Below are 26,141 nucleotides of genomic sequence, written 5' to 3'. Positions count from 1 at the left end.
TGGACGCGCCATAGTCCTTCGTGGCACTGTCGTCTCAGCCGCCGAAAGGTGAGGGACGTCACCGATGCGTGGTGCATCACCAAACGTGCCGCCACGGCCGGCCCATCGGGACGAAAGGACTTCACATGGCACCACCGATCACCTCCACCGGTTCCACGCACTCCACTGCGGAGCACCCGAATTCGAATGCGCGCCGCGCCGCCGTTTCGGGCTTCCTCGGCAGCACCCTCGAGTACTACGACTTCTTCATCTACGGCTCCGCGGCCGCGCTGGTGTTCCCCAAGATCTTCTTCCCCGGCGGCGGATCAACGGCAACCCTGCTCTCGATCAGCACCTTAGGTGTCGCCTACGTCGCCCGCCCGCTCGGCGCGGTGCTTTGGGGACACCTCGGCGATCGGTACGGACGCAAGAACGCGCTTCTCGCCTGCCTGCTCCTCATGGGTGTTGCGACGGTCATCGTCGGTTGCCTGCCGACCTACGACCAGATCGGCATCGCCGCGCCGATCATTCTCGTCTTGCTTCGCCTTCTTCAAGGGCTCTCTGCGGGCGGTGAATCACCCGGCTCTTCGGCACTGACGCTCGAACACGCACCTGATCACCGTCGTTCGTTCTTCACCTCGTTCACCATGAGCGGGATCATGTTCGGCATCGTCGTCTCCAGCCTGGTATTCATCCCAGTGGCGAGCCTGCCCGACGAAGACCTCTACTCGTGGGGTTGGCGAGTTCCCTTCTGGCTCAGCATCATCGTGACCGTCGTCGCGCTGTGGCTACGTCGCGCCCTGGATGAGCCGGAGGTATTCGAGGAACTCAAGGAACAGGACGAGACGGCCGGAATTCCCGTCGTCGAGATGTTCCGCTCGCACTGGCGCACCGTGATCCGTATCAGCATGAGCTCGACCTTCGCGATGATCAACACCATCGTCAACGTCTTCGCCCTGGCGTACGCCGTCGAATCCGGCTTCGAGCGCTCCACGATGCTGTGGGCAATCGCGACCGCCAATTTTGTTGCCGTACTGACTCAGCCGCTGTTCGGCATCCTCTCGGATCGCTACGGACGCAAGCCCATCTTCGTCGTCGGCGCGATCGGAGCCGGCCTGATGATCTTCGTCTTCTTCCATTCGATCGGAACCCAAAGCGTCCCCATGGTCTTCGCTTCGGGAATCGTCATGATCGGCATCTTCTACGCCATGCCCAACGGCACGTACCCGGCGTACTTCCCGGAGCAGTTCCCCGCGAAGGTCCGATACACCGGAATGGCCGTCAGCCTCATGCTCGGACTCCTTGTTGCCGGCTTCACACCGGCTATCGCTCAGGCGATTTCAGCCGGAGACAAGAGCAACTGGACACCGGTTGCCTGGATGTGCCCGGGCTTCGCCGTCGTCTCCGCCATCGCGGCAATGACCGGACCGGAAACGTACCGCACGCCCACAGCAGAACTGGGCCAACCGAAGCCGAGCCTGCCGATCAAGCAGGACTCAGAGCTCACCAGCAACAACGCTTGACCGGACCGGCCCCTCGCGCTGAATTGCCGCGAGGGGCCGTCCCCACTTATGCAGGAGAATGTCATGACCACCGAATACACACGTCACCGTATCGGCCTTGTCGGGTCGGGTATCGCCACCTCACTCTCGCCCGCGTTGCACGCACACGAAGCAGCAGCACTGGGACTCGACGATTACAGCTACGAACTGGTAGATCTCGAGAACCTGAACATCTCGGTCGAGAAAACCGGTGAGGTGGTGCGTGGCGCCGTCGCGGGCGATTTCACCGGACTGAACATCACCCACCCGTGCAAGCAGGTTGTCGTGGACGCGCTCGACGAGCTGTCCGACAACGCGCGGTTGCTCGGTGCCGTCAACACGGTTGTGGTCGACAACGGCCGTTTGATCGGCCACAACACCGACCACAGCGGATTCCTCACAGCACTGCAGCGCGGTTTGCCCGACGCCGCCTTGGACCGAGTGGTGCTTGCCGGGGCAGGAGGGGCGGGTTCCGCTGTGGCATACGCACTCGCCGCCGCCGGCACCACGGATCTTCGCATCGCAGATATTGATCCCGCTCGCGCTGCCGATGTGTGTTCTCGCGTCGCCTCGGCCTTCCCTGGCACGCGCACAACGGCTTTGGCGATCGATGAGATCGCCGTCAACCTGACTACGTGCGACGGCGTCGTCAACGCATCTCCGATCGGGATGGTCGGCCATCCCGGAACTCCGTTCGACCCCGCGGCGCTCCACGCGGGCTTGTGGGTTGCGGACATCGTCTATCGGCCGATGCGCACCGAATTGCTCGACGCTGCAATTACTCTCGGATGTCGAGTCCTCGACGGCGGCCAGATGCTGGTGGCTCAAGCCTCTGACACCTTCACACTCCTGACGGGTGTCGAAGCCGATACGGATCGCATGCGCAGCCATCTGAGCGAGCTGCTCTCCGAGACGGCACGCGCATGAGCACAACCGAACACCTACTTTCTCGCGAAGTACCAGGAGCACTGATGAACGTGACTGCGCCGTTCGCCGAACCTCTCGACATGGGCAGCGTCCGCCTCCGGAACCGGTTCGTGTCGGCCCCGATGGAACGCAACTACTGCGAAGTCGACGGCACCATGACGGACGAGTACATCGCGTACCTCGCCCGCCGCGCCGAAGGTGGTGCTGCACTGATCTTCACCGAAGCGAGCTACGTGCGTGCCGACGGCAAGGGACGCATCCGGCAGATGGGCGTCGACGTCGACGAACGGATTCCCGGCATCAAGAAGATGGCCGACGCGATCCACGCTCACGGCGCCCTCGTCGGAGTCGAACTCAACCACGGTGGACGTACGGCGCAAGGTTCTGTCAGCGGGTTTGTTCCCGTTGCCCCGACACCGATTCCGTGTTTGGTTGTCGGCGGCGAGATGCCAGAACAACTCGACGGCGACGACATCGAGCACATCATCGAATGTTTCGGTGAAGCCGCGGCACGCTGCCAGCAGGCCGGCGTCGACGTCATCTCCCTGCACGGTGGCCACGGGTATCTGATCCACCAGTTCCTCTCCCCTGCTTACAATCACCGCGACGACGAGTGGGCCGACCCCACCTTGTTCGTCAACAAGGTCATCGCCTCCGTCCACGAGCACGCACCGGGAATCACTCTGGGACTCCGATTCTCAGCCTTCGAAGGCATCGACGGCGGACTCGACGCCGAGATGACTCGCGCTCGCATCGGCGCCATCGACACCGACCGACTCGATTTCCTCGACGTCTCGGCCGGCAACTACGAAGCGGGACAGTGGATCATCCAGCCCGGTGAATGGTCGCGCGGTCTCCTCGCGCCGTACTCCGAGCAGTACCAGCGCGACTTCGACATCCCGGTGGGAGTGGCCGGACGCATCACGTCGCCGGAGATCGCTGCGCGGATCATCGAATCCGGGCAGGCGAACTTCGTCAGCATGGCTCGTACGCTGCACGCAGATCCGGACTTCCCGAATCGTGCCATCGACGGTGGCCGGTACCGCCCTTGCATTGCCTGCAACTACTGCATCGACAGCCTGGCCGCCGGCCCCATTCCCTGCTCCGTCAACCCGTGGGTCGGCCGCGAATTGGATCAGCCTACAAAGCCGGCTGATGCCACCGTGCGGGTCGCCGTCATCGGTGCCGGGCCGTCAGGAATGGCCGCTGCCCGCGACCTCGCACTTGCCGGTCACCGCGTCGACCTGTACGACGAGCGACCCAGCCTCGGTGGCGACTTCGCTCTGGCATCGAAGCTTCACGAGTATCCCGAATATGGACGGATCGTGGACTGGTACGCCGCGGAACTGGCTGAACTCGGGGTCCACTGCCACACCTCGACCCGGGTAGATGCTGCTTTGCTCTCCGGTGTCGATTTCGACGCCATAGTTCTTGCCGCCGGCGGCGTCGGCCCCGTGGTCGATCTCCCCGGAGCAGCTACCCGTACCGTTCGCGACGTCCGCGAATTCCTCGTCTCCAGCGATCCGACTCCTGCCGCTGTCACCATCTTCGGCGCCGACCGTGAAGCTGCGGCCGTCGCCGACGATCTCCTTCAGAAGGGCACCCAGGTCGTGATGATCGGCCCGCAGGAAACCATCGCGCACGACGTCGGACGCCGCGGAAAGATCGTGCTGCTGCCGCGCCTGGCCGCAAGTGAGAACCTCACGACCTACCTCAGCTCGATCGTCACCACAGTCGCCGCTGACCGCGTCACGATTTCGACGGCCGGTGTGCTGAGCGAGGTCGATGCTCCCGGCGAACTGCTGATCTCGCAAGGCGTCGAGCCGCGTTCGGAACTTCTTGCCGAACTCCGTTCACTGGCACCACGACTCGGAGTACATACCGTCGGCGACGCGAGCGGTGACGGCGGGTCCATCCATGCCGCACTCGTGACCGCAGCCGACGTTGCCGTCGCGATCACCGCCGCCGCTGCGGCACGTCAGGAGGTTCACGCATGACCACACAGGCAGCCACACCCGTGGCAACTGCATTGCCACCCATTGGACTCGGAACCTGGCCCCTGGTCGGTGCCGACGCCACGAACTCGGTTCTCTCCGGCATCGAGGCCGGATACCGGCTCGTCGACACCGCCGCGATCTACGGCAACGAGGGCGCCGTCGGTGTGGCGCTGGCGGAATCAGGTGTGCCGCGAGAAGAACTGTTCGTCACCACCAAACTTCGTGGCAACGACCAGGTTTCCGGCGACATTCGGGGCGCCCTCGAGCAGAGTCTGGAACTACTGGGACTCGACCAGCTGGATCTGTTCCTGATCCACTGGCCACTCCCGCGAATCGATCGCTATGTCGCGTCGTTCGAGTCGATGCTGGCCTGCCGCGACGCCGGACTGGTTCGGTACGTGGGTGTGTCGAACTTCCTGGAGCTCCACCTGCGCCGCGTCGTCGCCGAAACCGGCGAGGCACCGGCAGTCAACCAGATTCAGATGGACCCGTCGCTCGCTCGGATCCCGGTTCGCCGCGCCAACGACGAACTTGGCATCTTCACGCAGTCGTGGAGTCCGCTCGGCCGGGGTGACGTGCTCGACAACGCCGTTGTGAGCGAGATCGCCGGTCGAATCGGTTGCACACCAGCTCAAGTGGTCCTCGCTTGGCACGTCGCGCAGGGTGTGGTTCCGGTCGCGCGATCAGCGAACCCGACGCGTCAGGCCGAGAACCTGGCAGCACTCGACGTCACCCTATCCGGCGAGGACATCGAAGCACTGAACAGTCTCGACCGCGGCGAGTCTGCAGCGCGGGACGTCGAAGCAGAGGAACATTTCTGATGACGTTGAAAGTCGGAATCGTCGGCTGCGGCAAGATCGCCGGCAACCATGCCCGCGCGCTGCAACAAGTCCCCGGTGTCGAGGTGATCGGCTGCTGCGATCCCGATCTCGGACGCGCCCAGGAGTTCGCGGCAGCGCACGGCATTCCCGCAGCCGTGAGTTCAGTGGAGCAACTTCTCGCCCTCGGACTCGACGCCTGCACCGTTTGCACGCCGCACCCGGTACATGAAGAGGTAGTCGTGGCCGCTGCCGAAGCGGGTGTACATGTTTTGTGCGAGAAGCCCATCGCAGTCGATGTTGCTGCCGCCGACCGCATGATCGAGGCCGCCGACCGCGCCGGTATCACGTTCGGGGTGCTCTTCCAACGCCGATTCTGGCCGGCAGCACGTCGGATCCGCGACGCCATCGACGACGGGCGGATCGGACTACCCATGCTCGGTGAGGCGTCGGTGATCCTGCACCGCCCGTCTAGTTACTACTCGGCCGATGCGTGGCGCGGACGCTGGGACACCGACGGCGGTGGCGTGCTCATGACACAGGCCGTGCACCAGATCGACATGCTGGCCTGGTTCATGGGCGAGGCCGTCTCGGTCAGCGGCTTCATCCGCACCCACACCCACGGTGAGCACATCGAGACCGAAGACAGCGCGTCAGCTGTGATCTCCTTTGCCTCGGGCGGCACCGCCACCGTCACCGCGACTACCGGTGCCAATCACAATCTGGGTAACCGCGTGACGGTGATCGGGCGCACCGGCGCCATTGCCAGCGTCCTCGAATTTCCTGAAGGGCACGAGGGTGTCAACGAAATCTGGACCGTGCCGGGCGAAGTCGAGTTCCGGTCGCCGTACTCCGCCGACATCGACGCCAATCTCGATGTGGGAGCGGTCAATGCGGCACTGACCGACTTCCACACCCTGCAGGTTCAGGACTTCGCCGACGCGGTCCTGACCGGGCGCGAACCCGCCGTCACCGGTCGAGACGCGCGCGCGTCACTTGCCATCATCGCCGCAATCTACGAATCGTCACGAACGGGCAAGGTTGTCGAGCTGACATCGACACCGACCCTCGCAACAACTGCCAAGGAGCAGAAATGAGTAGCAGTACCCCCCTCACCTACGACGTGGTTGTCGTGGGCTCCGGCGCAGGCGGGCTTTCCACAGCAATTGCCGCAGCACATGGCGGCGCGTCGGTTCTCGTTGTCGAGAAGGCCGACACCTGCGGCGGCGCAACGGCCTGGTCGGGCGGGTGGATGTGGACCCCACGCAACATGTTTGCCATCGCCGACGGGGTTGTCGAGGATCGTTCGGCGCCGCGGACGTATCTGGAAAACCGACTCGGCGACAACTTCGACGCCGCCAAGGTCGATGCACTCCTCGACGGCGCCCCGGAGATGGTCGAGTTCTTCGAACGCACGACTGCTCTGAAGTTCGTGCCCGGAGCCAAGATCGCCGATATTCACGGTGACACACCGGGCGCCGGCACGGGTCACCGTTCCGTCGGACCGAAACCGGTGAGTCTGCGAAAGCTCGGACCAGATGTCGCGGCGCTACTGCGTCGGCAGCTGTACGAAACGTCGTTCCTCGGTATGGGCATCATGGCCGGGCCCGACCTGCAGGCTTTCCTGCACTCGACCCGCTCACCAAAAGCCTTTGTGCACTGTGGTGTTCGGGTGACTAAGCACATGTTCGATCTCGCCACCAAGCGTCGTGGCCAGCAACTCGTCAACGGCACCGCGCTTGTCGGCATGATGCTGCGCTCGGCACTCGATCTGGGCGTCGAGTTTCGGGTGAAGACGTCCGCGACCGCGTTGCAGACCGATGACGACGGCCGCGTTGTCGGCGTCCGCCTCGAAGGTCCGGATGGCGCGTACTCGGTAACTGCCACGCGCGGCGTCGTACTAGCCACCGGCGGCTTCGCCCAGGACATCGACCGCCGACGTGAACTGTTCCCCCGTACCCCCACCGGAAACGAGCACTGGTCACTCACTCCGAAGACAACCACCGGCGACGGCATCACCCTCGGCGAATCCGTGGGCGGCCGACTCGACCGCACCCTCGCCTCCCCCGTCGCGTACTGCCCCGTCTCCATCGTTCGCTACCGCAACGGCAAGGAAGGTGTGTTCCCGCACATCCTCGATCGCGGAAAGCCCGGTGTCATCGGAGTTCTCGCGAACGGCAAGCGGTTTGTCAACGAAGCACTCGGCTATCACGACTACACACTCGCGATGGTCGAGCAGGTTCCCGAGGGCGAAGAGGTGTGCTCGTGGTTGATTGCCGATCAACAGTATGTGCGATACCTCCCGCTGGGCATGGCGAAGCCCTTGCCGATCCCGATCCAGCCGTACCTGCGCTCGGGGTACCTCACGCGTGGGCGCACTCTTCGGGACTTGGCCGAGAAGATCGGCGTCGACCCCGTGCAGTTGGAGAAAACCGTCGCAGCTTTCAATATCGGGGCCGTGGCCGGTGAAGACCCCGAGTTCGGTCGCGGTACAACACCGTTCAACCGAGGTTCCGGAGATGCTTCCAATCCGTGGCCGAACCCGTCGCTCGCGCCCTTGCAGAAGGGTCCGTACTACGCGGTGAAAGTCGTGCCAGGGAGTTTCGGCACCTTCGCCGGACTGGTCACGGACTCGTCGTCGCAGGTTCTCGATGACAACGACCGCCCCATCGAGGGGTTGCTCGCCGTCGGCGTCGATCAGGCGAGCGTGATGGGCGGGCACTACCCGTCCGGGGGCATCAACCTCGGACCGGCCATGACATTCGGTTACCTGGCCGGCCGGGAACTGGCCGGAGCCAAGACAGTTGGAGCGCACGCATGACACTCTCACTCGGACTGGCAGCCCTCACAGTGCTCGACACCGCACCGATGCAGCACGTCGCCTTGGCTGAAAAGCACGGCTTCGACACCATCGGTATCCGTCTGATGCCCGCGGCACCAGGTACGACGGCCTACCCTCTGCACGAGGACAAGCAGTCGTTGGACGAACTGGTGCGTCGACTGGGCGATTCACCGGTCGAGGTATTCGACCTCGAAATCATCCGTCTTGCAGCCGACTTCGACCCCACCGACTACGCTCCGCTGCTCGAAGCCGGAGCACAGCTCGGAGCCAAAGCCGTTCTGGTGGGCGGCGACGACCGCGACCGCGCTCGGCTCACGGACTCCTATGCCCGCCTCGCTGAACTGTGCGCGAACTACGGCATCGTCGCTTCCCTCGAGTTCATGCCGTGGACTGCGGTGCCCGATGCACGTGCGGCCATCGAGATCGTCTCGGCGGCAGACGGTCCGGCTCGCAGTGTCCTCGTCGACGCATTGCACACCGACCGCTCGGCGACAACGCTCGAGGATCTTGCGTCCATCCCGCGCGAGTGGTTGCACTACGCCCAGATGTGCGACGGTTCGACCCCCGCTCCCACTGGGGACGCAGAGCTGATCCGTCAGGCCCGCGAGGAGCGTCTGGTGCCCGGCACCGGCGGCATAGCCCTGGCCGACATCTGGTCGACTTTGCCTGCCGGACTGCCGGTCAGCATCGAACTGCCCAACGAGCCACTGCGTCAGGCCGTCGGCACCGACGCCTGGCTGGAGCGCCTGGTCGAGGCCACGCGAGAAGTGTTGGCCTAGCTGTTGTGGGTATGGACGTTGTTGACGCGGGACTGAAGTAGACGGGCTGGTCCTCGGCGTAAGAATGGGAGTTGCGACACAACCGTTCTCGACCAAAAAGGACCAGCCCTGTGACACACCGTAATGCCCCACTCACTGTCGAAGGAAGACGACGACTCGTCGAGCGGTGCCAGAGCCGTCCGATCGCCCACGTCGCCGCAGAAATGGGTATCTCACGCCAATGCGCATCCAAGTGGGTCAACCGGCACCGCAAGTACGGTGACCTGGGACTGCAGGACCGATCCAGCACACCAATACACCAACCGGCCGCCACCGCGGCAGGGATCGTGACCGAGATCGAATCCATGCGACGAACCCGAAAATGGTCGGCCTCACGCATCACCTTCGAACTGGGAACCGACGGCATCGTCATTGCTCGTCGAACAGTCACGAAAATTCTGCGGAACCTAGGATTGCACCGTCGCCGGTTCATCGACCCGAACGGCGAAACCAACCGAAAACCCCAGGTCATCATTGCGAAACGACCTGGTCAGATGGTCCACGTCGATGTGAAGAAAGTCGGGAAGATCCCCGACGGCGGCGGCTGGCGTGCCCACGGCCGCGGCTCCGAGCAGGCCAAACGATCCGAGCGCCGGAAAAAGAAGAACAAACAGGCCCGCCTCGGCTACACCTATCTGCATTCCGCGATCGACGGCAACACCCGCCTGGCGTACACCGAAGCCCGCGACAACGAAACCGCTGCAACAGCCATCGATTTCATGAACAACGCCCGCGTCTTCTTCGCCGCACACGGAATCGCTCGCATCGAGCGCGTGATCACCGACAACGGATCATGCTATCGCGCAGCAGATTTCACATCTTCACTGCGAGAGGCACGGCACTACCGGATCAAGCCGTACACCCCGAAACACAACGGGAAGGTCGAGCGCTACAACCGCATCCTCGCCGAAGAACTGCTGTACTCCCGCGAGTACACCAGCGAAGCCCAGCGTCGCACCGCCGTCGAAATCTGGAATGTTCACTATAATTATCACCGACCGCATTCAACACGCGGAGGACGACCGCCTGCCGCTTACCGCCGGCACCGCGTAACTAACGTCCGTGCCTCATACACCTAGCGGCCCTGTGCGCCTTTTTGGTAGTTGGCGCTACCAAAAAGGCGCACGGGGGCGTCAGCCCCTCCGAGCCGCAACGGCCTGCGCCAGACGGTCCAACTGCGCTGCGGTGGTGGACCAGTCGATGCACGCGTCGGTGATCGACTGGCCGTAGGTGAGCTCGTCCGCCTTGCCCAAGGTCAGGTCCTGACGGCCGGCCTCGATGAAACTCTCCAACATGACGCCGGCGATTCCCTGCTCGCCCTCGGTCAGACGTCGGGCAATGTCGTCGAGCACGATGACCTGACGCTCATGGTCCTTGCTGCTGTTACCGTGGCTCGCGTCGATGACCACGCGCTCGGGCAGGTTCGACTTACGCAGGCGGGCAAGGGTGTCCGCGACGGTCTCGGCATCGTAGTTCGGTCCGTCGCTACCGCCACGAAGAATGACATGGCAGTCGGGGTTGCCCGCGGTACGGATCAAGGCAGCCTGGCCGTCGAGGTCCGTTCCGGGGAACACGTGGCTCGCTGCCGCGGCGCGGGTGCCGTCGACGGCTACCTGCACGTCACCTTCGGTGGAGTTCTTGATACCGACGGGCATGGACAGCGCGCTGCACAGCTGACGGTGAACCTGACTGGCGGCGGTCCGGGCGCCGATCGCACCGTAGCTGACCAGGTCGGCAATGTACTGAGGCATGATCGGATCAAGGAACTCGCAGCCGACTGGCAGGCCCAGGCTCGACACGTCGAGAAGCAACTTGCGGCCGATACCGAGCCCGGTGTTGATGTCGAACGTGCCGTCGAGGTGGGGGTCGTTGAGCAGGCCCTTCCACCCGAGTGTGGTGCGCGGCTTTTCGAAGTAGACGCGCATGACGATGTGCAGATCGTCCCGCAGTTCTTCGGCCTTGGCGGCCAACCGGCGGGCGTAGTCCATCGCCGCTTCCGGATCGTGCACAGAGCACGGACCGACTACGACGATCAAACGATCGTCGTCACCGTTGAGGATGTTGATGGTGTCGGCCCGACCGGTGCGCACAGTGGCGGCCGCGACCTCGTCCGGAGCGTGCTGAGCACGAACAGTCGCCGGTGACACGAGCGGACTGATACTCACAGTGCGCTGATCGTCGAGGCTGTCCGAAGCTGCGGTAGTGTCGATGGTGACAGTCATGGGGTTTTCGGTTTCCTGTTCTCAGGCCGACCCCAGAGATGAAGAGAAACTCCAGCGAGCCGGTCTGTAGTCCGGCTCTTGGGTGGAGGTTGTCAGCGCGTGGTTACGCCGGCAGGCCCACCCGGGGCCGGCCTGCTAAACCAGAAATAGACGCGCTGCATGTCGGCCACGATACCTCGAGTTCGGATCAGATGGGCGCGCCCCTCCACAACGAGCCGAATCCGAGGGGAGAGTCCCGTGGCACGAGCCCGTGACGAATGGCCAAATCCGCTGAGCGATTGGCGCTTTCGAGCAAGGCTGCGGCTACGGAATTCGAATACGTTGGTCAGGCACCTGCCAATGCCCGGAACATCAGATGGAGCTACGCCTTCTCATGCCTGTGATCGAATCGACCGAAACCTTCCACCCGACGATGTCCCCTTTTGCGACCGATACCCCCTTGCCGTCGACAAGAGATGTGGACGGCGAGTTCACCCGTCTGATCGATTCCTTGACACGACGCGGATTCCTGGCCGGTGCGGCGGCGCTCGGTGCTCTAGGCGCACTCTCTGCATGTTCGGGCGAATCCAGCGGCACCGAAGCCTCCGACGAGTGGGTCGACATCGTCGTCGCGGACCAGGCCTACCGCCTCCCGCGGGACCCCAAGCGCGTCGTGGTGCTCGAAGCTCGAGGCGCCCTCGATTTTGCACTACTTGCCGAGTACCCGATCGTCGCGACCAATTGGGATCCGAAGTCTCAACTCATGCGCCAGGTACCCGCCGGCGCGGCTCGCCTCGGTGGGACGAACAACGAACCGAATGCCGAATCGATACTGAGCCACGACCCCGATCTTTTGGTCGTCGGGAAAGGCTGGTGGAATTACTACCAGGACAAGGGCCTGCTCGGCACTGACATCGCACCGGTGCTCGTCGTCGACGAGGGCACGACGGGCTCGTCGTGGAAGCAGGCCATGACCGCGCAGCTCACGGCTCTCGATCGCCGCGAAGTCGCCGAACGCGTCATCGCCCGATACAACGCCGAACTTGCACAAGCGCGGGCCAAGATCGGTGGTCTCCTCGAAGGCAAGTCGATTGCGATCGCCGGCGCAGACAGCGGTCAGATCTGGCTGCAGAACAACACGTTCGCCGTCTCGGTTGCGCAGGACCTCGGCTTGAACGTCTTGACCGACGCTGCCCATGCCGCACCTGATCGGAAGGATTCGACTTTCTACAGCCTCGAGGAGCTTGCGATCTTCGACCAGGCCGACTTCGTCTTGCTACAGAACCCCGACGCTGTGGAAGCCGAGTCGCCCACGTGGAAACGAGTCCGCGCTGTCCAGGACGGCCATGTCGGGCATCTGCGATACGACCTCAACAACGGCCTCGCTCTGACTGCGATGGCCCTGGCCGCTGATATCGCCGAGCAGGTACAGGTCATGCGCTGACGTCTTCGGTATCGCCTTCCGAATCAGAAATCAACCGGATTCTCTGTCATACGAACAGTCGATACTGACTCACTCGGAAACGGATTATGTTGTCACCTGCCCGTGCTCTTCGCACGTCAGAGGGTGTTTCTCCGAACGCCCTGTTTCTCCGAACGCTAGGTGACCAATGACGCAGAACCCGTACTACGGCCAGCAACAACCGGTCGGCCCTCCGCCGGACAACAATCTGGTCTGGGCGATTCTCGTGACAGTGTTCTGCTGCCTCCCGCTCGGCATCGTCTCGATCGTCAAATCAAGCCAGGTCAACACTTTGTGGGCGCAAGGTCAGTTCGACGCTGCGCGAAAATCAGCTGACGATGCCAAGAAGTTCGCCTTGTGGTCAGTCGGCGCAGGTGTTGCCGTCGCTGTTCTGTACTTCCTTTTTGTCGTCGTCCTTGCCGGATCGAGTTCCCTGTGACCGCCGACGCCGACCGGCGACACTGATCGACGGCCAAACACCGAACTGCAATGACACCGAATTGTGGTGACACCGAGAACGATGACATATCACGACTCGCCGCACTGAAGGCGCCAGCGGCAGTTGCGTTCACGGCAATTGCGCTGTGCGGCTTCATCTCCTGGAGTGACCCCACCACACCTGGTGGGGTCATTCCCGTTTGTCCGACCAAAGCGCTGTTCAACGTCAATTGTCCCGGTTGCGGTAGCACTCGGATGGCGTACAGCCTCATCCACGGCGATTTCGGTGCAGCGATGCGTTTCAATGCCTTTGGCCTCGTGATGCTGCTTGCACTGGCGTTCACGTACGTCTCGTGGACGACCGCCCGCACCCGTGGAAGACCCGTCGTGCTCTGGCATCAGTTGCGCTGGTCACCGGCTGTGATCTTGACACTCGTGTTGATCTGGACGACGGTCCGCATCGCCCCGATCCCGATATTTGCCGGTCTCCGCGTCTAGGCCGGATCTCCTCACGCGTCCAAACGGAATACACCTCGCACCTGGCGTACGCCGTTGATCTGCACCTCGACGGCATGTTCGCCGGCGTAGTACTTCCGGGTGCTGATCGGTTTGAAGGAATGCCTCTTCGCGATACGGGCCGGCACCCCGGGTTCCAGCGTTCGTGTTGTCAGTTTGAAGACCTTGGGCGTCGTCTGCCCGTTGGCCTTTACGTGGTGGACGATGTAATCGATCACGACGGTGACGGACTCGCTGCCATTGTTCGTGACGGCGAAGTCGAAGGTGAGTTCTCCACCCGCATCAACTGTTTCGCGGTCGATGACGAACCCCTCGACCACGACGTCGGTGGGCGGCGAGAACCCCAAGAGGGACAGAGCATCTGGATCGCCGGCCTTGATCAACGTCCGCAATGCATGTTTGACGATTTTCAGTGTGTTGGCATCCGGTGTCTGCAGCCAACGCTTCGCAGTCGATACTGCGAGCGCAGCGTCAGCACGACTGAGATCGTTGAGATGGTTTGCGACCGAACGTCGTACATATTCCGAATCATCCCGATACAGCTCGTCGAGAATGACGATTGTCGACTCGGGACGCGCCGTCAATTCTTTCACTCGTCTTCCCCAGGGCAAACGAGTGCGAGTGCCTTCGGTCGCCAAGCGCCGGACGTGTTCGTCTTCATGGCCGGTCCAGGTGAGTGCGATCGCCAGCGAACGGTCAAGGTTCGTTTCGAGAAATGTGCGAATTGCGAATTCGGCCGTCAGACGCGACGTCAACTCGGCAAGCAGAGCCATTCCCTCGTCGAAATCCGACTCGGAGCCACTTCGTGTCGCCGTGACGGCGACGGCTTCGGTCACCGGCCAGATCATCCAACCGGTGAAGGTCTCTTCTGAAAGCGCACGGCGGATGATCTCGGCGAAGGCCGGAAGATCCTGAGGCAGTTTGGCAGTTATCGCGTCCCGCACAACGCGCGTACGTTCGCCGAGACTCATACCGTCGAATTCGGATGTACTACCCCGAACGAGGGCGAGGCGTGTGTGACCGGAGGCTCGCTCTAGACAGCCTGCCAGGTCGGCGACGACGGATTTCCCGAGCAGTTCGTCAGCGGTGGGCATCAGGGGCACACCGTGAGAGCGGAAATCCGATCACCGTCGAGAGTGAAATGGTGATGTAACTGGACGGGGCTTCCGGGAAAATCACCCTCGACCTTCACCGACACGACAACGGCCGAGCCTGGGGTGTTGACCGACTCGATCTTCTGGGTGAAGGTGAACGCCGTCGACACGGCGGACTTCCACGCCACGATTTCTTCGATCCCGACATACGTACGGCCGTCGTCACGAACCACTGCGTCTTCGGTGAAAACGCCGCGGACGTCGCCACCGTCGAAATACGCGCGCGCTGCGCCTGGCACCTTCGCTGAGTCGATCATTCGCGAAGAGTACTGCTGGGGTCCGACAGGTTCGGCGAACTCACTGCCCGAGCAGATGCCGCCAACTGAATCTCCATCAACAGCCTGGCCGACGGCTCGGAGAGGTCGGTATCCGTGATCTCCTCGACCCTCTTGATCCGATACCTGAGGGTGTTCGGGTGAATCCGAAGCTGCTCGGATGCACGTCGGACATCGCCCGAATGTGCGAGGTAAACGGAGAGGCTTTCGCGCATGTTCGACCCGTTGCGTCTGTCGTAGACGTCCAGGGCGTCGACTCTCGGATCGTGCAGTTGCTCGTCGGCCGCAATGGTGTCCATGATTTCGCCCAGCAGCACCGGTGTGCGCGAGTCCGCGAGGGTGGTCACACGAACATCCCCCGACGTTCCGTCCAAGACCCGATCCACTTCGGCCCGAGCCTGGGCCACCTCCGCAAGCGTCGAAACCGGCGACGAGACCGCGGCCCGTAGCCCCGAAGGCGACACCTTGTCCAAACGCGCGACAACTTCGCGGGTCCACGAGACTGTGGATTTCACGGATTGGGTTCGCGGAAACAGCACATAGATCCGGGTGCCGACGGCACTCACCAGCGATTCACGCTGAAAGGCGCTGGCGTGCAGTCGCAAAGACGACACGAGTTCGCCCGAAGACGGCAGCCCACCGTTTCCGATACTCGCCACTCCGACCACCATCGCCGGTCCGGACATCGGGATGGTCAACGAGGCGGCGAGCGAAGGAACGTCGACACCGCCGCCGCGAACCCCGAGCAACCGCTGAATCTGTATCGCCTCGTTACTCGGCGCGTCTCGGATGCGCGAAATCAGCCGAGCAGCAACGGCCGCGGCACCGCGGAGCACGCTGTCGGCATCGCCGGCAATGGGAACCGGGCCTTCCTGCACCCAGATCGTGCCGAGAAGATCAGAGCTGAAACCGCTCTCCCCCTTGACATTGTCGGATATTCTCCGAATCGGAACCACCAACCGTCGCCTGATCGCAAGGTCGTCGTGAGCGGGCACCTCCACTACGTCGTCGCTTCGCCGCAGGCTCTCGAAGACGCCCCACTCCTGTAGCTTTCTGAGGTATTCGCGAGGTCCTTCGCGGCCGAGGATTGATTGCCGACGTAGCTCGTCCGCAGCATCTCCCGATGCCGAATAGGCCAAGACGTGGGAATGCTCGTCCTCGATGCTGACCATCCCCCGCGTGATTGCGGCGACGTTCTGCGCCAGCTCGAACAAGTCTGTGTCACTACCGAATACGATGTCGTCCGAATCCTGTCGGGACACCGAATGATCGAGCACGCCCCGGATGGTCGTGAACAATCGATCCCAACGAGCATCCGGATGGACCGCTATCAAGGCGATCCCGGCGCGCTGTGCCGCCGCACGCACCGACGTGTCCGAGGCCTCCTTCGACATGACGGCCCGAGGCGCTGATCCCTTCTGATCGAGGCGGTTCAGCCAGGCCGCCAATTCGGCTGCGCCGATACCGACAGCGAGCCAGAGCTCAGAGGATTCGACGGCCGCGGTTCTGGGGCGCGTGAGGTCCCCGACCTCTGCGAACACCACGGAGTCGACGAAGACGTCATCACCCGACGGCGCGAGGACGAGCTCGACAAAAGCTCCGCCCAGCGCCCGAAGGACCGCGTCGAGCCTGACCCCACGGATAGACACGTACCACCCACTCCCCGGACCGTCGCAACGCCTCAACTTCGAGAATAGTGCATTTTCCTGCGAAAACGGTTCAGCCGATCGGACAAACACGGACACCGATGTTTGGCCGCTCAGCGGATTACTCGCCGACGTCTTTCGACTTGACTGGTTCACGACACGACAACTGCCCACTCCTGAGTCTGCCGAAGGATCGTCATGGACGCCGTTACCAATGTCCCCCACCCAGCCAACGAACCGGTGAACAATTACGCGCCGGGAAGCCCGGAACGATCGCGCCTCCGTACGAAACTGACCGAACTGGCCGAATCGCCGACCGACATCAGGCAGGTCATCGGCGGCATCCACCGAACTGCGGAAGGTAAGCGAGAGAGCGTTGTTCAACCACACCGTCACAGTTCGGTGCTCGGATCGTATGCGGGCGCAACCCACTCGGACGTTCGTGATGCCATCGACGCCGCCGCACTCGCCGCCCCGGCCTGGCGCGACCTCTCGTTCGACGACCGCGCTGCGGTCTTCCTCCGCGCCGCCGATCTACTTTCCGGCCCGTGGCGCGAAACCATCGCCGCCGCAACAATGCTCGGCCAGTCGAAGACCGCATACCAGGCCGAGATCGACGCGCCCTGCGAACTGATCGACTTCTGGCGTTTCAACGTCGCGTTCGCACGTCAGATACTCGCCGACCAACCCGTTTCTGCTCCGGGAGTGTGGAATCGCGTCGAATATCGTCCACTCGAAGGTTTCGTCTACGCGATCACTCCCTTCAATTTCACCGCCATCGCCGGAAATCTCCCCACAGCACCGGCCCTGATGGGCAACACCGTGATCTGGAAGCCGTCACCGACGCAGGCCGTCGCGGCGTACCTGACGATGCAACTACTCGAAGCCGCCGGCCTCCCGCCCGGGGTGATCAATCTTGTTCTCGGCGAAGGCCCCTTGGTGTCCGAGGTCGCGCTTGCCGACCCCCGACTGGCGGGTATCCACTTCACCGGATCCACCGCAACGTTCCAGCGTTTGTGGCGTGAGGTCGGAGCCAACATCTCGAACTACCGGACGTATCCGCGTCTCGTCGGCGAAACCGGCGGCAAAGATTTTGTACTCGCACACAGTTCCGCTGACCCGGACGTACTCACGACGGCATTGATTCGCGGGGCCTTCGACTACCAGGGCCAGAAATGTTCGGCCGCATCACGGGCGTTCATCCCGAAGTCGGTGTGGGCCAAGATGGGCGACACGTTCATCGACACTGTGTCGACGCTGAAGTACGGAGACGTCACCGACCTGACGAACTTCGGCGGCGCCGTCATCGACCAACGTTCGTTCGACCGAAACGCCGCCGCGATCGTCCGCGCCAAGTCGACCAGCAGCCTCACCATCGCAGCAGGCGGCGACTACGACGACCGTGAAGGATTCTTCATCTCACCGACGGTCCTACTCGGTGACGACCCGAGCGACGAAGCCTTCAGCACCGAGTACTTCGGTCCCATCCTTTCGCTTCACGTCTACGACGACTCCGCACCGAATGCCTACGCCGACATCCTCGCGCGCGTCGACAGCGGATCCGCTTACGCCCTGACCGGCGCCGTGATCGCCACCGACCGTGCGGCCGTCGATGAAGCTCATCATGGTCTGCGGTTCGCCGCCGGAAACTTCTACGTCAACGACAAGCCGACGGGAGCGGTTGTCGGACAACAACCCTTCGGAGGTGCGCGGGCTTCGGGTACCAACGACAAGGCCGGTTCGCCGCAGAATCTGCTCCGTTGGGCGTCGACACGCACCGTCAAGGAAACCTTCGTTCCTCCCACCGATCATCGTTACCCCCACCAAGACGTCGATCCAGCCGAGACCGAGAACCGTTGATGAGTGCCGTCTCGCTGAGCAACCCACTGCGCCCGGTGCTCCTCGCGGCGGCACGCTCGTCGCGACTGGAGAAGACAGTCTCCGGGATGACCTTGACCCGCAAGCTTGTAGACAGGTTCGTCGCCGGGGACGCGGAACCCGCAGCGATGTCAGCGGTGCGCGACATCCTCACCAGTGGCCGGTTCGTGACGGTCGACTACCTCGGCGAGGACACCACCGATCCGGCTCAGGCAACAGCTACCGTCGATGCCTATCTCTCCCTTCTCCGCTCGTACGCAACGCTTTCCGAGATTGCCGGGACGCAACACTCCCTGGAGGTTTCGCTCAAGCTCTCCGCGTTGGGGCAGTCACTTCCCGGTGACGGCGAGAAGATCGCCCTGGCGAACGCTCACCGAATCGTCACAGCGGCAGACGAAGTGGGCGCGTGGGTCACCGTCGATGCGGAGGATCACACCACCACCGACTCGACACTGTCCATCGTCGAAGAGTTGCGCCGCGACTTCCCGACGCTCGGCACGGTCCTGCAGGCGTACCTACACCGCACCGAGGCCGACTGCCGGCACTTCTCCGGATCAGGTTCACGAATTCGGCTGTGCAAGGGTGCATACAAGGAACCGGCCGGCGTCGCGTTCCAAAAGGCCGCCGAAGTCGACGCGTCGTACGTGCGTTGCCTGAAGGTCTTGATGGAAGGTGACGGATACCCGATGGTGGCCTCCCACGATCCCACCATGATCGACGCCGCCCTCGGACTCGCCACACTGACCGAGCGGACAGCCGCGGATTTCGAGTTCCAGATGCTCTTCGGCATCCGCGACGGCGAACAACGCAGATTGGTAGCCGAAGGCAATCACCTGCGGGTCTACGTTCCCTACGGCAGCCAGTGGTACGGCTACTTCATGCGTCGCCTCGCGGAAAGACCGGCCAACCTCATGTTCTTCATGCGCTCACTCGCTTCCAACAACTAGACACCGGAAACCGGTGGCAGCGGTGGCAACTCGAGGTTTTCGCGAAAGGTACCGCCGACGTAGTCGGATCCCACGATTCCGCGCTTGCGCAGCTCCGGCAGCAGCCCGTTCGTGACGAAATCGCGTGTACGCGGATCGGCAAGGTCGCCGAGCGTGATGACGTCGAGTACGCCCGCGTCGTATCGTTCCTCGATCGCGTCCGCGAGCTGTTCCGGGGTGCCCGCCGCTGCCCAGTGGCCGGTGTCCTTGGACGCGATGATCAACTCACGCAGAGTCTTTCCTTGTGATGCGAGCTTGCCGAAGATCTCGACCCGGCCCCGTCGTCGATTCACCGACGACGGGTCCGGCAACAACGACTCCGGGATCGGCCGATCCAGCGGCAATTCCGAGAAATCCACGTCACCGCCGAACATGTCGGCAAGCCTGGTGCGTCCGGCGTCGAAGTCCGTCGATTCCTCGGCTTCTCTGACCAATCGTTCGACTTCGGCTTCGGTAGCGCCGTACGTTGCGTGGAACGAGCTGAAAATCAGTGGCAGTTCGTCCCCACGCCCCAACTCTGCCGCCCTGGCGCGGATGGTCTTCGTGTAGGTGACCGCGTCCTCGAAGGTTGCGAGAGAAGTGAATACGACCTCGGCGAAGCGAGCACCCAGTTCGATACCTCCGGCAGATTGGCCTGCCTGGAATTGGACCGGACGACGCTGCGGCAGGGATGGAATGTTCAACGGCCCCTGCACGGTGAAGTACTTGCCTCGGTGCTCGATGGGGACCACCCTCGACGGATCTAGCACCGCAGAGCCCTCTCCCCGGATCAAGGCGCCGGGCTTCCAGCTGTCGAAGAGCGCGTTGACCACCTCGAGCGATTCGGCCGCTCGGGCGTACCGCTCCTCCGGACTCGGCAGGTCCAGGTCGCTGTAGTTCTCTTCTCCGAGTGAGGAAGTGACGGCATTCCATGCGGCTCGACCATTGCTGACGTGGTCCAGGGTGCCGAACAACCGTGCCAGGTTGAATGGGTGATGAAACGTCGTCGTGACGGTGGCGATGAGCCCCACATGGGTGGTGACCGCACTCAGCGCGGCAAGGAAGATCAACGGCTCCTGCGCACCGATCGCGCCCTGCGCACCGAAACTCAGCAGGTCGGCGGCAAACAGTCCGTCGATCTTGTTCGCCTCGGCCGTCTTTGCGACGTCGATCGCGGACGCGACCGTCGAAGTCGTCGGATCGATCGCGGCGTCGTAGATACTCACCGCCCCGCTGACACCGGTCACCGTCTTGAGTGGACGCCTACGATCGGCCACCGACCATCCTCCTGGCTTCGCGAAATCTGTTCCGAATTCACAACGCTAGACCGATCCTGGCTCCCGACAAGGTATTCACTCAGCCTGGTTCTATCCCTCCGAACGCCGCTTGGTCACGCCCCGGATTTACGGGCACGATAGGCGGCGACGTGCGCCCTGTTCCCACAGTTTCCGGTGTCGCAGTATCGCTTCGAACGATTGCGCGACAAATCCACGAAGACCGCTTCGCAGTCCGGGGCCTCGCACCATCGCAACCTCGAGAATTCGTCGGTTCGGATCAGATCGAGCACACCCATCGCCGCTTCTGCGGCCATCCGGTCCACCAGTGGCGAATCGTCAGCGGTGACGTGCAGGTGCCAGCCGAGATCATCGTGCCTGGTGAGCCGCGGCCTCGCGCCCGATTCGAGTAGCAGTGTGTTCACCACCTCGACGGCGTCGTCCACTCCCGCGGCTTCCCAGAACTTTCGCAGTCGTGGACGCAGCGCACGAACCGCCGTCAATTCCTCCGGTGTGCCGTCCCGCCTGCCGGTCCAGCGATCCGCGTCGAGAAACCGTGTCAGCTCCTCTTGATCCGGAAGCAGTTCGGCCCCGCCGCGGGCCGTGTTGACCAACGACGCGGCGAAGACGAGCGCCGATTCCGTGTCACCAGCAAAATGCACTTTGACTCCTGAGCCGTATCAACCTAATGTCAGCATCGTAATCGCTTTTACTCCTGACGGGTGACGACGTGAACTCTCGCAACGGCTTGATCTTCGCTCTGCTGTCCGCGGCAACATTCGGCGTATCGGGCCCGTTCGCGAAATCTCTCATCGAATCAGGGTGGTCCCCCGGCGGCGCAGTGTTCGCGCGCGTTGCAGGCGGCGCACTGGTGATGATGGTGATCGCCGTAGCCACCCAATGGCCTCGCCTACGACAGGTGAGCACCCACACGCGAACGGTACTGCTGTACGGGGTGTTCGCGATCTCGGGCGTTCAACTGTGCTTCTTCAATGCCGTGCAACATCTTTCGGTCGGCGTCGCATTGCTTCTCGAGTACCTTGCACCGATCATCGTCATCGGGTGGGTGTGGATAACCAAGGGCGCACGTCCGAGCGTGCAGACGCTTCTCGGTGCGGCGGTGGCCTTGATCGGCGCCGCCGTGGTGATCGACGTCTTCGGATCGGCAGAGATCAGTGCCGTCGGAGTCGCCTGGGGACTGGCCGCCGCGGCATGCCTTGCAGTCTATTTCGTCATTTCCGAACGTGCGGACGGTGATCTCCATCCAGTTGTGCTCGCGGCATCGGGGCTCACGGTCAGTGCAGTGGTCATCGGCGCGCTCGGACTCGTAGGCGTCCTCCCCCTCCAGTTCTCGGCCTCGAACGCAGTCGTGGCAGACCATTCGGTGAACGTGTGGCTGCCGGTGGTGGTCCTGGTCCTGGTCAGCACTGTCATTGCCTATCTCACCGGTATCGCCGCGATCACGCTGCTGGGGCCGACAATCGGGTCTCTGGTAGCGCTGACCGAAGTGCTGTGCGCGGTCGTCGCCGCGTGGATCCTGGTCGGGGAATCCGTCACCGCACTCCAAGCTGTAGGTGGCGCAGCAATCATCGCGGGGTTGGTCCTCGCGCGCCTCGGTCAGGTTGCACCGAAACAGATACCGGCCGACCCGATGACAAATGTCATGGCAGAAGAATGACGGACGGACGAGGGATCACGACCTCGAAGCGAGCAGATTCTATGTATGACCTCAACACAGGCACGGCATTCACCACAGGCACTGCATACACTCACTGAAGGATCGGCACACGACGCCGTCCGGTTGACCGGGCTTCGCAAGAGTTTCGGAACCGTCGACGCCGTCAAAGGTATCGACCTGAGCATCCGCCCCGGCGAGATCGTCGCGTTCCTCGGCCCGAACGGCGCAGGCAAGACGACAACCATCGACATGATCCTCGGCCTGTCCCGGCCGACGTCAGGCGAGGTGAGCGTCTTCGGAATGTCACCTCGATCGGCGATTGCCCGCGGACTCGTCTCGGCAGTCATGCAGACCGGCGGACTACTGAAAGAGCTGACGGTTGCCGAGACTGTGCAGCTGACCGCCAGCCTGTACTCCCAATCCCGTCCGGTCGACGAAGTGCTGGGGAGAGCCGGAATCCTCGACATCTCCGATCGCCTGGTCAGCAAATGCTCAGGCGGACAACAACAGCGGTTGCGATTTGCGATGGCGTTGCTGTCGAACCCGCAATTGCTCATTCTCGACGAGCCCACCACCGGCATGGACGTCGAAGGGCGTCGGGACTTTTGGTCCGCCATCCGCGCCGACGCAGATCACGGTCGCACTGTGCTTTTTGCGACGCACTACCTCGAAGAGGCCGATGTCTACGCCGACCGCATCATCCTGGTCAGGCAAGGCACCGTGGTCGCAGACGGGACCACCGCCGAGGTCAAGGCGATGGCGTCCGGGCGCACCCTGCGCGCGACTGTTCCAGGCATCACCGACGAACTCCTGCGAGCCATACCGAACTCCGACGCCGTCGAGGTGCGCGGTGAGTCGCTGCTCGTGCACTCGGGCGACACCGATGCCGTTGCACGGTTCCTGTTGACCAATACGCAGGCTCGCGATCTCGAAATCGTCTCGCGTGGCCTCGAAGACGCATTCATCGCACTCACGTCGAACAACTCCGAAGGACAGAAGTGATGACCACTGCAACCGATGCGAACACTTACGGAGCCGAGCGAACCGTCGTACCTCTCGGCGGATTCAACAAGACGCTACTGCGACTGGAATTTCGTCGCCTGACTCGCAACCGGCGCACGATGATCTTCACGCTCGTCATGCCGGTTGTCTTCTTCCTCGTCTTCGGTCTCGGTCAAGGCGACGACGACCACGGGATCGGGCACGGCAATGTCGCCGCGTACATCATGATCAGCATGGCCCTGTACGGCGCGATGCTGGCCACCACCAGCGGCGGCGCGATGGTCTCGATCGAACGAGCGTCCGGGTGGAGCCGACAACTTCGGCTGACTCCCCTGACCCCGGTCGCCTACATCGCCGTCAAACTGATCATGGCGATGCTGCTCGGTCTCGTCTCGATTCTCGTGGTCTACGTCGTCGGCGCGTTCACCTCGGCGCAGATGGACGGATCACTCTGGTTCACAACGGCATTGATCGCCTGGCTGGGATCGTCGATCTTCGCGGCCTTCGGCCTGTTCATGGGGTACCTACTCCCCAGTGAGAACGTCATGCAGTTGCTCGGACCGGGACTGGCTCTGCTCGCATTCGGCGGCGGACTCTTCGTACCACTCACCGACGGTTCCGTATGGGCGACCATCGCACAGTTCACCCCGATGTTCGGCATCAACGCCCTCGCCCACGCACCGTTGACGGGCAATAGCATTCACTGGACCTGGATCGTCAATATCCTGGTGTGGTTCGCCATCTTCGCCGGCGGAGCGATCTGGCGGTTCCAACGAGATACGGAGCGTGTGTAGTTGTCGCAAACGACTGACCGAGAAGATTCCGTCGCGCTCCCGCGGCGGAATCGTTTCGGCGTTCTCTTCGCGGCGGTCTGGATGGTATTTCTCGGCGGGCCGCTGATCGAGGGATGGAATCTACGCGACGAACTGCGCGGCTGGACAGGGATTCTCGCGACGATCGCCTTCAGTGCCCTCTACCTCTACACCTTCGCCACAACGCAGCAGCGGCGTCGAATGACGATGACTCGGCCGACGATTCGCGAAGCTGCACTGACTTTGGCCGCCTTGACCGCGTTGGCCGCCGTGATGATCGTGAGCGTCGGGCCGACAGGTTTGGCAGCAGCACCGTACCTCGCGGTGACAGCGGTGACACTGTTGCCGACCGTCGCCGGCGGCATTCTCGCCTTGGTGTTCGCGGCCTCCGTGGAGATAGTCAGCCTCTCGTCCGGATGGGGGAACTACTCCGGACTCTCACTCGGAGTCTGCGCGGCCGCGTTCGCGACCTGGGGAATCATGTCCCTGATCAGCCGCAACTTCGCCATACTCCATGAACGCGAAGAGCAGGAGCAGCGGGCAATCATGGAGGAGCGAACGAGGATGGCGCGCGATCTGCACGACATCCTCGGGCACTCGCTGACCGTCATCACGATCAAAGCCGAACTGGCCAATCGCCTACTCGATGTCGATATCGAACGTGCGCGCAACGAACTCGACGACCTCGAAAGACTTTCTCGTGACGCGTTGGCAGACGTGCGCTCGGCCGTCGAAGGATTTCGTGGGATTTCGCTACCCGTCGAGATAGCCCGAGCGCGAGAGGCTTTGCGTGCGGCAGGTATCGAAGACGACGTGCCGAGCAGCACCGACATGGTTCCCACGCGTCTTCGGGAACTCTTTGCATGGACGATCCGTGAGGGCGTCACCAACGTCGTTCGACACAGCGGTGCGACCCACTGCCGGATCACGGTCGACGAGAATAGTGCGTCGGTCGTCGACGACGGACGAGGGGCCGAGTCGACGTCTTCCGGAAACGGTCTGATCGGATTGCGCGAGCGCGCCGGAGCGTCGGGCGCACGAGTGATCATCACTCATCCCCAGCCGCAGGGGTTTGCACTTCAGGTAGTCGAACAGGAGACAGAGTGAACAGCCAGGGCGATCGAGCAACCATACGGCTGCTCTTGGCGGACGATCAGGCGCTCGTGCGAGGAGCTTTGGCCGCGCTGCTCGATCTGGAATCCGACCTGTCCGTGGTGGCCGAGGTCGGTCGCGGCGACGAGGTGGTGTCCGCCGTTCTCGAACACCGCCCGGACGTCGCGCTTCTGGACGTCGAGATGCCCGGCATGGACGGAATCGCCGCGACGGCGGCCCTTCGCGAGGCAGCACCCGACACCCGGGTTCTGATCGTCACCACGTTCGGCCGTCCCGGATTTCTTCGTAAAGCCCTGCACGCCGGGGCCGGCGGGTTCGTCGTCAAGGACACCCCCGCCAGGCAGCTTGCCGACGCGGTCAGGCGTGTCCACGCCGGACTGCGCGTCGTCGATCCCACCCTTGCGGCCGACAGCCTCGTCAGCGGCGAGTCGCCCCTGACGGAGCGTGAGACCCAAGTACTGCGCGCCGCTCACGACGGCGCACCCGTGGCAGCCATCGCAGGGGCGCTCTTCCTGTCCGCAGGGACAGTTCGAAATCATCTGTCATCCGCGATGGGTAAGACGGGTGCGTCGACGCGCGCGGAAGCCGTCAGAATCGCCGAGTCGAACGGCTGGCTCTGATCCGCGCGTCTGGAATAGCCTTCCCCGGCAAATAGTTCGCCGTTCGATTCGTGATGGCGATTTGTCCAGATCACTCAAAGTAGGGACCTTCTACCCTAGGGATTTTCCCTGCAAACGACCGCTTCGCGAGAATCTGAAACAGCTAATCGTTCGATAACTGGCTATGATGCAGTTAATTGAACCGA

General features: G+C 62.9%; 24 protein-coding genes. 18 read left to right on the top strand and 6 right to left on the bottom strand.

Features of this window, described 5'->3' with window-relative positions; all coding sequences use genetic code 11:
• The first annotated feature begins 125 nt into the window (after positions 1-125).
• The 8 genes from YH3_RS18335 (at position 126) to YH3_RS18300 (ending at position 10,001) form a co-directional block, all read left to right on the top strand.
• Entirely contained in the window at positions 126-1,502 is a 1,377-nt protein-coding gene (locus YH3_RS18335) for an MFS transporter (RefSeq protein WP_064443836.1), read from the top strand.
• A gap of 63 nt (positions 1,503-1,565) precedes the next feature.
• Positions 1,566-2,447, top strand: a complete 882-nt coding sequence (locus YH3_RS18330) for a shikimate dehydrogenase (protein WP_007733571.1) — start codon at positions 1,566-1,568, stop codon at positions 2,445-2,447.
• 44 nt (positions 2,448-2,491) lie between these two features.
• On the top strand, positions 2,492-4,444 hold the full coding sequence (locus YH3_RS18325; RefSeq protein ID WP_007733572.1) for an FAD-dependent oxidoreductase: 1,953 nt from the start codon (positions 2,492-2,494) through the stop codon (positions 4,442-4,444).
• Positions 4,441-5,265 (top strand): aldo/keto reductase, encoded by an 825-nt coding sequence (locus tag YH3_RS18320; RefSeq protein WP_064443835.1) that lies wholly within the window; start codon positions 4,441-4,443, stop codon positions 5,263-5,265. Before YH3_RS18325 ends, YH3_RS18320 begins: the two co-directional genes overlap by 4 nt.
• Positions 5,265-6,359, top strand: a complete 1,095-nt coding sequence (locus YH3_RS18315) for a Gfo/Idh/MocA family protein (protein ID WP_007733574.1) — start codon at positions 5,265-5,267, stop codon at positions 6,357-6,359. Before YH3_RS18320 ends, YH3_RS18315 begins: the two co-directional genes overlap by 1 nt.
• A complete protein-coding gene (locus YH3_RS18310; RefSeq protein WP_064443834.1) occupies positions 6,356-8,083 on the top strand; it encodes an FAD-dependent oxidoreductase in 1,728 nt (575 codons plus the stop codon). The genes YH3_RS18315 and YH3_RS18310 overlap by 4 nt, the downstream gene beginning before the upstream one ends.
• Positions 8,080-8,883, top strand: a complete 804-nt coding sequence (locus tag YH3_RS18305; protein WP_064443833.1) for a sugar phosphate isomerase/epimerase — start codon at positions 8,080-8,082, stop codon at positions 8,881-8,883. Before YH3_RS18310 ends, YH3_RS18305 begins: the two co-directional genes overlap by 4 nt.
• Positions 8,884-8,993: 110 nt before the next feature.
• Positions 8,994-10,001: an IS481 family transposase gene (locus YH3_RS18300; RefSeq protein ID WP_154100305.1), complete on the top strand. Its 1,008-nt coding sequence runs from the start codon at positions 8,994-8,996 to the stop codon at positions 9,999-10,001.
• A 54-nt stretch (positions 10,002-10,055) separates the two neighbouring features.
• On the opposite strand, the gene YH3_RS18295 is transcribed toward YH3_RS18300, so the two are convergent.
• Positions 10,056-11,144 (bottom strand): 3-deoxy-7-phosphoheptulonate synthase, encoded by a 1,089-nt coding sequence (locus YH3_RS18295; protein ID WP_003940571.1) that lies wholly within the window; start codon positions 11,142-11,144, stop codon positions 10,056-10,058.
• A gap of 373 nt (positions 11,145-11,517) precedes the next feature.
• On the opposite strand from YH3_RS18295, the gene YH3_RS18290 reads away from it, so the two are divergent.
• From YH3_RS18290 to YH3_RS18280, 3 genes are all read left to right on the top strand, one after another.
• Positions 11,518-12,567: an ABC transporter substrate-binding protein gene (locus tag YH3_RS18290; RefSeq protein WP_064444222.1), complete on the top strand. Its 1,050-nt coding sequence runs from the start codon at positions 11,518-11,520 to the stop codon at positions 12,565-12,567.
• 166 nt (positions 12,568-12,733) lie between these two features.
• The gene (locus tag YH3_RS18285; RefSeq protein WP_003940575.1) at positions 12,734-13,024 is read left to right on the top strand and encodes a CD225/dispanin family protein; all 291 of its coding nucleotides are present in this window, start codon (positions 12,734-12,736) and stop codon (positions 13,022-13,024) included.
• Positions 13,025-13,074: 50 nt separating this feature from the next.
• Entirely contained in the window at positions 13,075-13,521 is a 447-nt protein-coding gene (locus tag YH3_RS18280; RefSeq protein WP_064443831.1) for a DUF2752 domain-containing protein, read from the top strand.
• Between the two features lie 11 nt (positions 13,522-13,532).
• Here YH3_RS18280 and YH3_RS18275 read toward each other — a convergent pair whose 3' ends face one another.
• The 3 genes from YH3_RS18275 to YH3_RS18265 are packed head-to-tail and all read right to left on the bottom strand — an operon-like array spanning position 13,533 to position 16,617.
• Positions 13,533-14,633 (bottom strand): hypothetical protein, encoded by a 1,101-nt coding sequence (locus YH3_RS18275; protein ID WP_064443830.1) that lies wholly within the window; start codon positions 14,631-14,633, stop codon positions 13,533-13,535.
• Positions 14,633-14,950, bottom strand: coding sequence for a nuclear transport factor 2 family protein (locus YH3_RS18270; RefSeq protein WP_007733586.1), 318 nt, complete (start codon positions 14,948-14,950; stop codon positions 14,633-14,635). Before YH3_RS18270 ends, YH3_RS18275 begins: the two co-directional genes overlap by 1 nt.
• Complete coding sequence (locus tag YH3_RS18265) at positions 14,947-16,617, bottom strand: CdaR family transcriptional regulator (RefSeq protein ID WP_064443829.1); 1,671 nt, start codon at positions 16,615-16,617, stop codon at positions 14,947-14,949. The genes YH3_RS18270 and YH3_RS18265 overlap by 4 nt, the downstream gene beginning before the upstream one ends.
• Positions 16,618-16,812: 195 nt before the next feature.
• On the opposite strand from YH3_RS18265, the gene pruA reads away from it, so the two are divergent.
• Together pruA and YH3_RS18255 are read left to right on the top strand one after the other, a co-directional pair.
• Positions 16,813-18,474 (top strand): L-glutamate gamma-semialdehyde dehydrogenase, encoded by a 1,662-nt coding sequence (gene pruA / locus YH3_RS18260; protein WP_064443828.1) that lies wholly within the window; start codon positions 16,813-16,815, stop codon positions 18,472-18,474.
• The gene (locus tag YH3_RS18255; RefSeq protein WP_003940479.1) at positions 18,474-19,439 is read left to right on the top strand and encodes a proline dehydrogenase family protein; all 966 of its coding nucleotides are present in this window, start codon (positions 18,474-18,476) and stop codon (positions 19,437-19,439) included. The genes pruA and YH3_RS18255 overlap by 1 nt, the downstream gene beginning before the upstream one ends.
• Here the strand turns inward: YH3_RS18255 and YH3_RS18250 are convergent.
• Positions 19,436-20,734, bottom strand: coding sequence for an NtaA/DmoA family FMN-dependent monooxygenase (locus YH3_RS18250; RefSeq protein WP_058226146.1), 1,299 nt, complete (start codon positions 20,732-20,734; stop codon positions 19,436-19,438). The genes YH3_RS18255 and YH3_RS18250 overlap by 4 nt on opposite strands.
• Before the next feature lie 113 nt (positions 20,735-20,847).
• Entirely contained in the window at positions 20,848-21,393 is a 546-nt protein-coding gene (locus tag YH3_RS18245) for a CGNR zinc finger domain-containing protein (RefSeq protein ID WP_003939872.1), read from the bottom strand.
• A gap of 68 nt (positions 21,394-21,461) precedes the next feature.
• On the opposite strand from YH3_RS18245, the gene YH3_RS18240 reads away from it, so the two are divergent.
• From YH3_RS18240 to YH3_RS18220, 5 genes are read left to right on the top strand one after another with little or no spacing between them, the layout of a single operon-like run.
• A complete protein-coding gene (locus YH3_RS18240) occupies positions 21,462-22,409 on the top strand; it encodes a DMT family transporter (RefSeq protein ID WP_003940332.1) in 948 nt (315 codons plus the stop codon).
• A 45-nt stretch (positions 22,410-22,454) separates the two neighbouring features.
• Positions 22,455-23,411, top strand: a complete 957-nt coding sequence (locus YH3_RS18235) for an ABC transporter ATP-binding protein (RefSeq protein ID WP_003940598.1) — start codon at positions 22,455-22,457, stop codon at positions 23,409-23,411.
• Positions 23,411-24,205, top strand: a complete 795-nt coding sequence (locus YH3_RS18230) for an ABC transporter permease (RefSeq protein ID WP_064443827.1) — start codon at positions 23,411-23,413, stop codon at positions 24,203-24,205. The genes YH3_RS18235 and YH3_RS18230 overlap by 1 nt, the downstream gene beginning before the upstream one ends.
• Positions 24,206-25,330 carry a sensor histidine kinase gene (locus YH3_RS18225; RefSeq protein ID WP_042921762.1) on the top strand — a complete coding sequence of 375 codons (1,125 nt, stop codon included), beginning with the start codon at positions 24,206-24,208 and terminating at the stop codon, positions 25,328-25,330.
• Complete coding sequence (locus YH3_RS18220) at positions 25,327-25,956, top strand: response regulator transcription factor (protein WP_003940330.1); 630 nt, start codon at positions 25,327-25,329, stop codon at positions 25,954-25,956. The genes YH3_RS18225 and YH3_RS18220 overlap by 4 nt, the downstream gene beginning before the upstream one ends.
• The last annotated feature ends 185 nt before the right edge of the window (positions 25,957-26,141 follow it).

It is taken from the genome of Rhodococcus sp. YH3-3, from assembly GCF_001653035.1.
In the GTDB taxonomy this organism is placed as follows: domain Bacteria; phylum Actinomycetota; class Actinomycetes; order Mycobacteriales; family Mycobacteriaceae; genus Rhodococcus_F; species Rhodococcus_F qingshengii.
Note: the sequence above shows the minus strand (reverse complement) of the source record. Positions and strands in the feature narration are given on the sequence as shown.

What these genes read in the sequence shown, in the direction of transcription:
- YH3_RS18285 (WP_003940575.1), top strand. Translation starts at nt 12,734, where the DNA reads ATGACGCAGAACCCGTACTACGGCCAGCAACAACCGGTCGGCCCTCCG.
- YH3_RS18330 (WP_007733571.1), top strand. Translation starts at nt 1,566, where the DNA reads ATGACCACCGAATACACACGTCACCGTATCGGCCTTGTCGGGTCGGGT.
- YH3_RS18320 (WP_064443835.1), top strand. Translation starts at nt 4,441, where the DNA reads ATGACCACACAGGCAGCCACACCCGTGGCAACTGCATTGCCACCCATT.
- YH3_RS18325 (WP_007733572.1), top strand. Translation starts at nt 2,492, where the DNA reads ATGAACGTGACTGCGCCGTTCGCCGAACCTCTCGACATGGGCAGCGTC.
- YH3_RS18295 (WP_003940571.1), bottom strand. Translation starts at nt 11,144, where the DNA reads ATGACTGTCACCATCGACACTACCGCAGCTTCGGACAGCCTCGACGAT.
- pruA (WP_064443828.1), top strand. Translation starts at nt 16,813, where the DNA reads ATGGACGCCGTTACCAATGTCCCCCACCCAGCCAACGAACCGGTGAAC.
- YH3_RS18270 (WP_007733586.1), bottom strand. Translation starts at nt 14,950, where the DNA reads ATGATCGACTCAGCGAAGGTGCCAGGCGCAGCGCGCGCGTATTTCGAC.
- YH3_RS18335 (WP_064443836.1), top strand. Translation starts at nt 126, where the DNA reads ATGGCACCACCGATCACCTCCACCGGTTCCACGCACTCCACTGCGGAG.
- YH3_RS18305 (WP_064443833.1), top strand. Translation starts at nt 8,080, where the DNA reads ATGACACTCTCACTCGGACTGGCAGCCCTCACAGTGCTCGACACCGCA.
- YH3_RS18280 (WP_064443831.1), top strand. Translation starts at nt 13,075, where the DNA reads ATGACACCGAATTGTGGTGACACCGAGAACGATGACATATCACGACTC.
- YH3_RS18235 (WP_003940598.1), top strand. Translation starts at nt 22,455, where the DNA reads ATGACCTCAACACAGGCACGGCATTCACCACAGGCACTGCATACACTC.
- YH3_RS18290 (WP_064444222.1), top strand. Translation starts at nt 11,518, where the DNA reads ATGCCTGTGATCGAATCGACCGAAACCTTCCACCCGACGATGTCCCCT.
- YH3_RS18255 (WP_003940479.1), top strand. Translation starts at nt 18,474, where the DNA reads ATGAGTGCCGTCTCGCTGAGCAACCCACTGCGCCCGGTGCTCCTCGCG.
- YH3_RS18310 (WP_064443834.1), top strand. Translation starts at nt 6,356, where the DNA reads ATGAGTAGCAGTACCCCCCTCACCTACGACGTGGTTGTCGTGGGCTCC.
- YH3_RS18230 (WP_064443827.1), top strand. Translation starts at nt 23,411, where the DNA reads ATGACCACTGCAACCGATGCGAACACTTACGGAGCCGAGCGAACCGTC.
- YH3_RS18315 (WP_007733574.1), top strand. Translation starts at nt 5,265, where the DNA reads ATGACGTTGAAAGTCGGAATCGTCGGCTGCGGCAAGATCGCCGGCAAC.
- YH3_RS18275 (WP_064443830.1), bottom strand. Translation starts at nt 14,633, where the DNA reads ATGCCCACCGCTGACGAACTGCTCGGGAAATCCGTCGTCGCCGACCTG.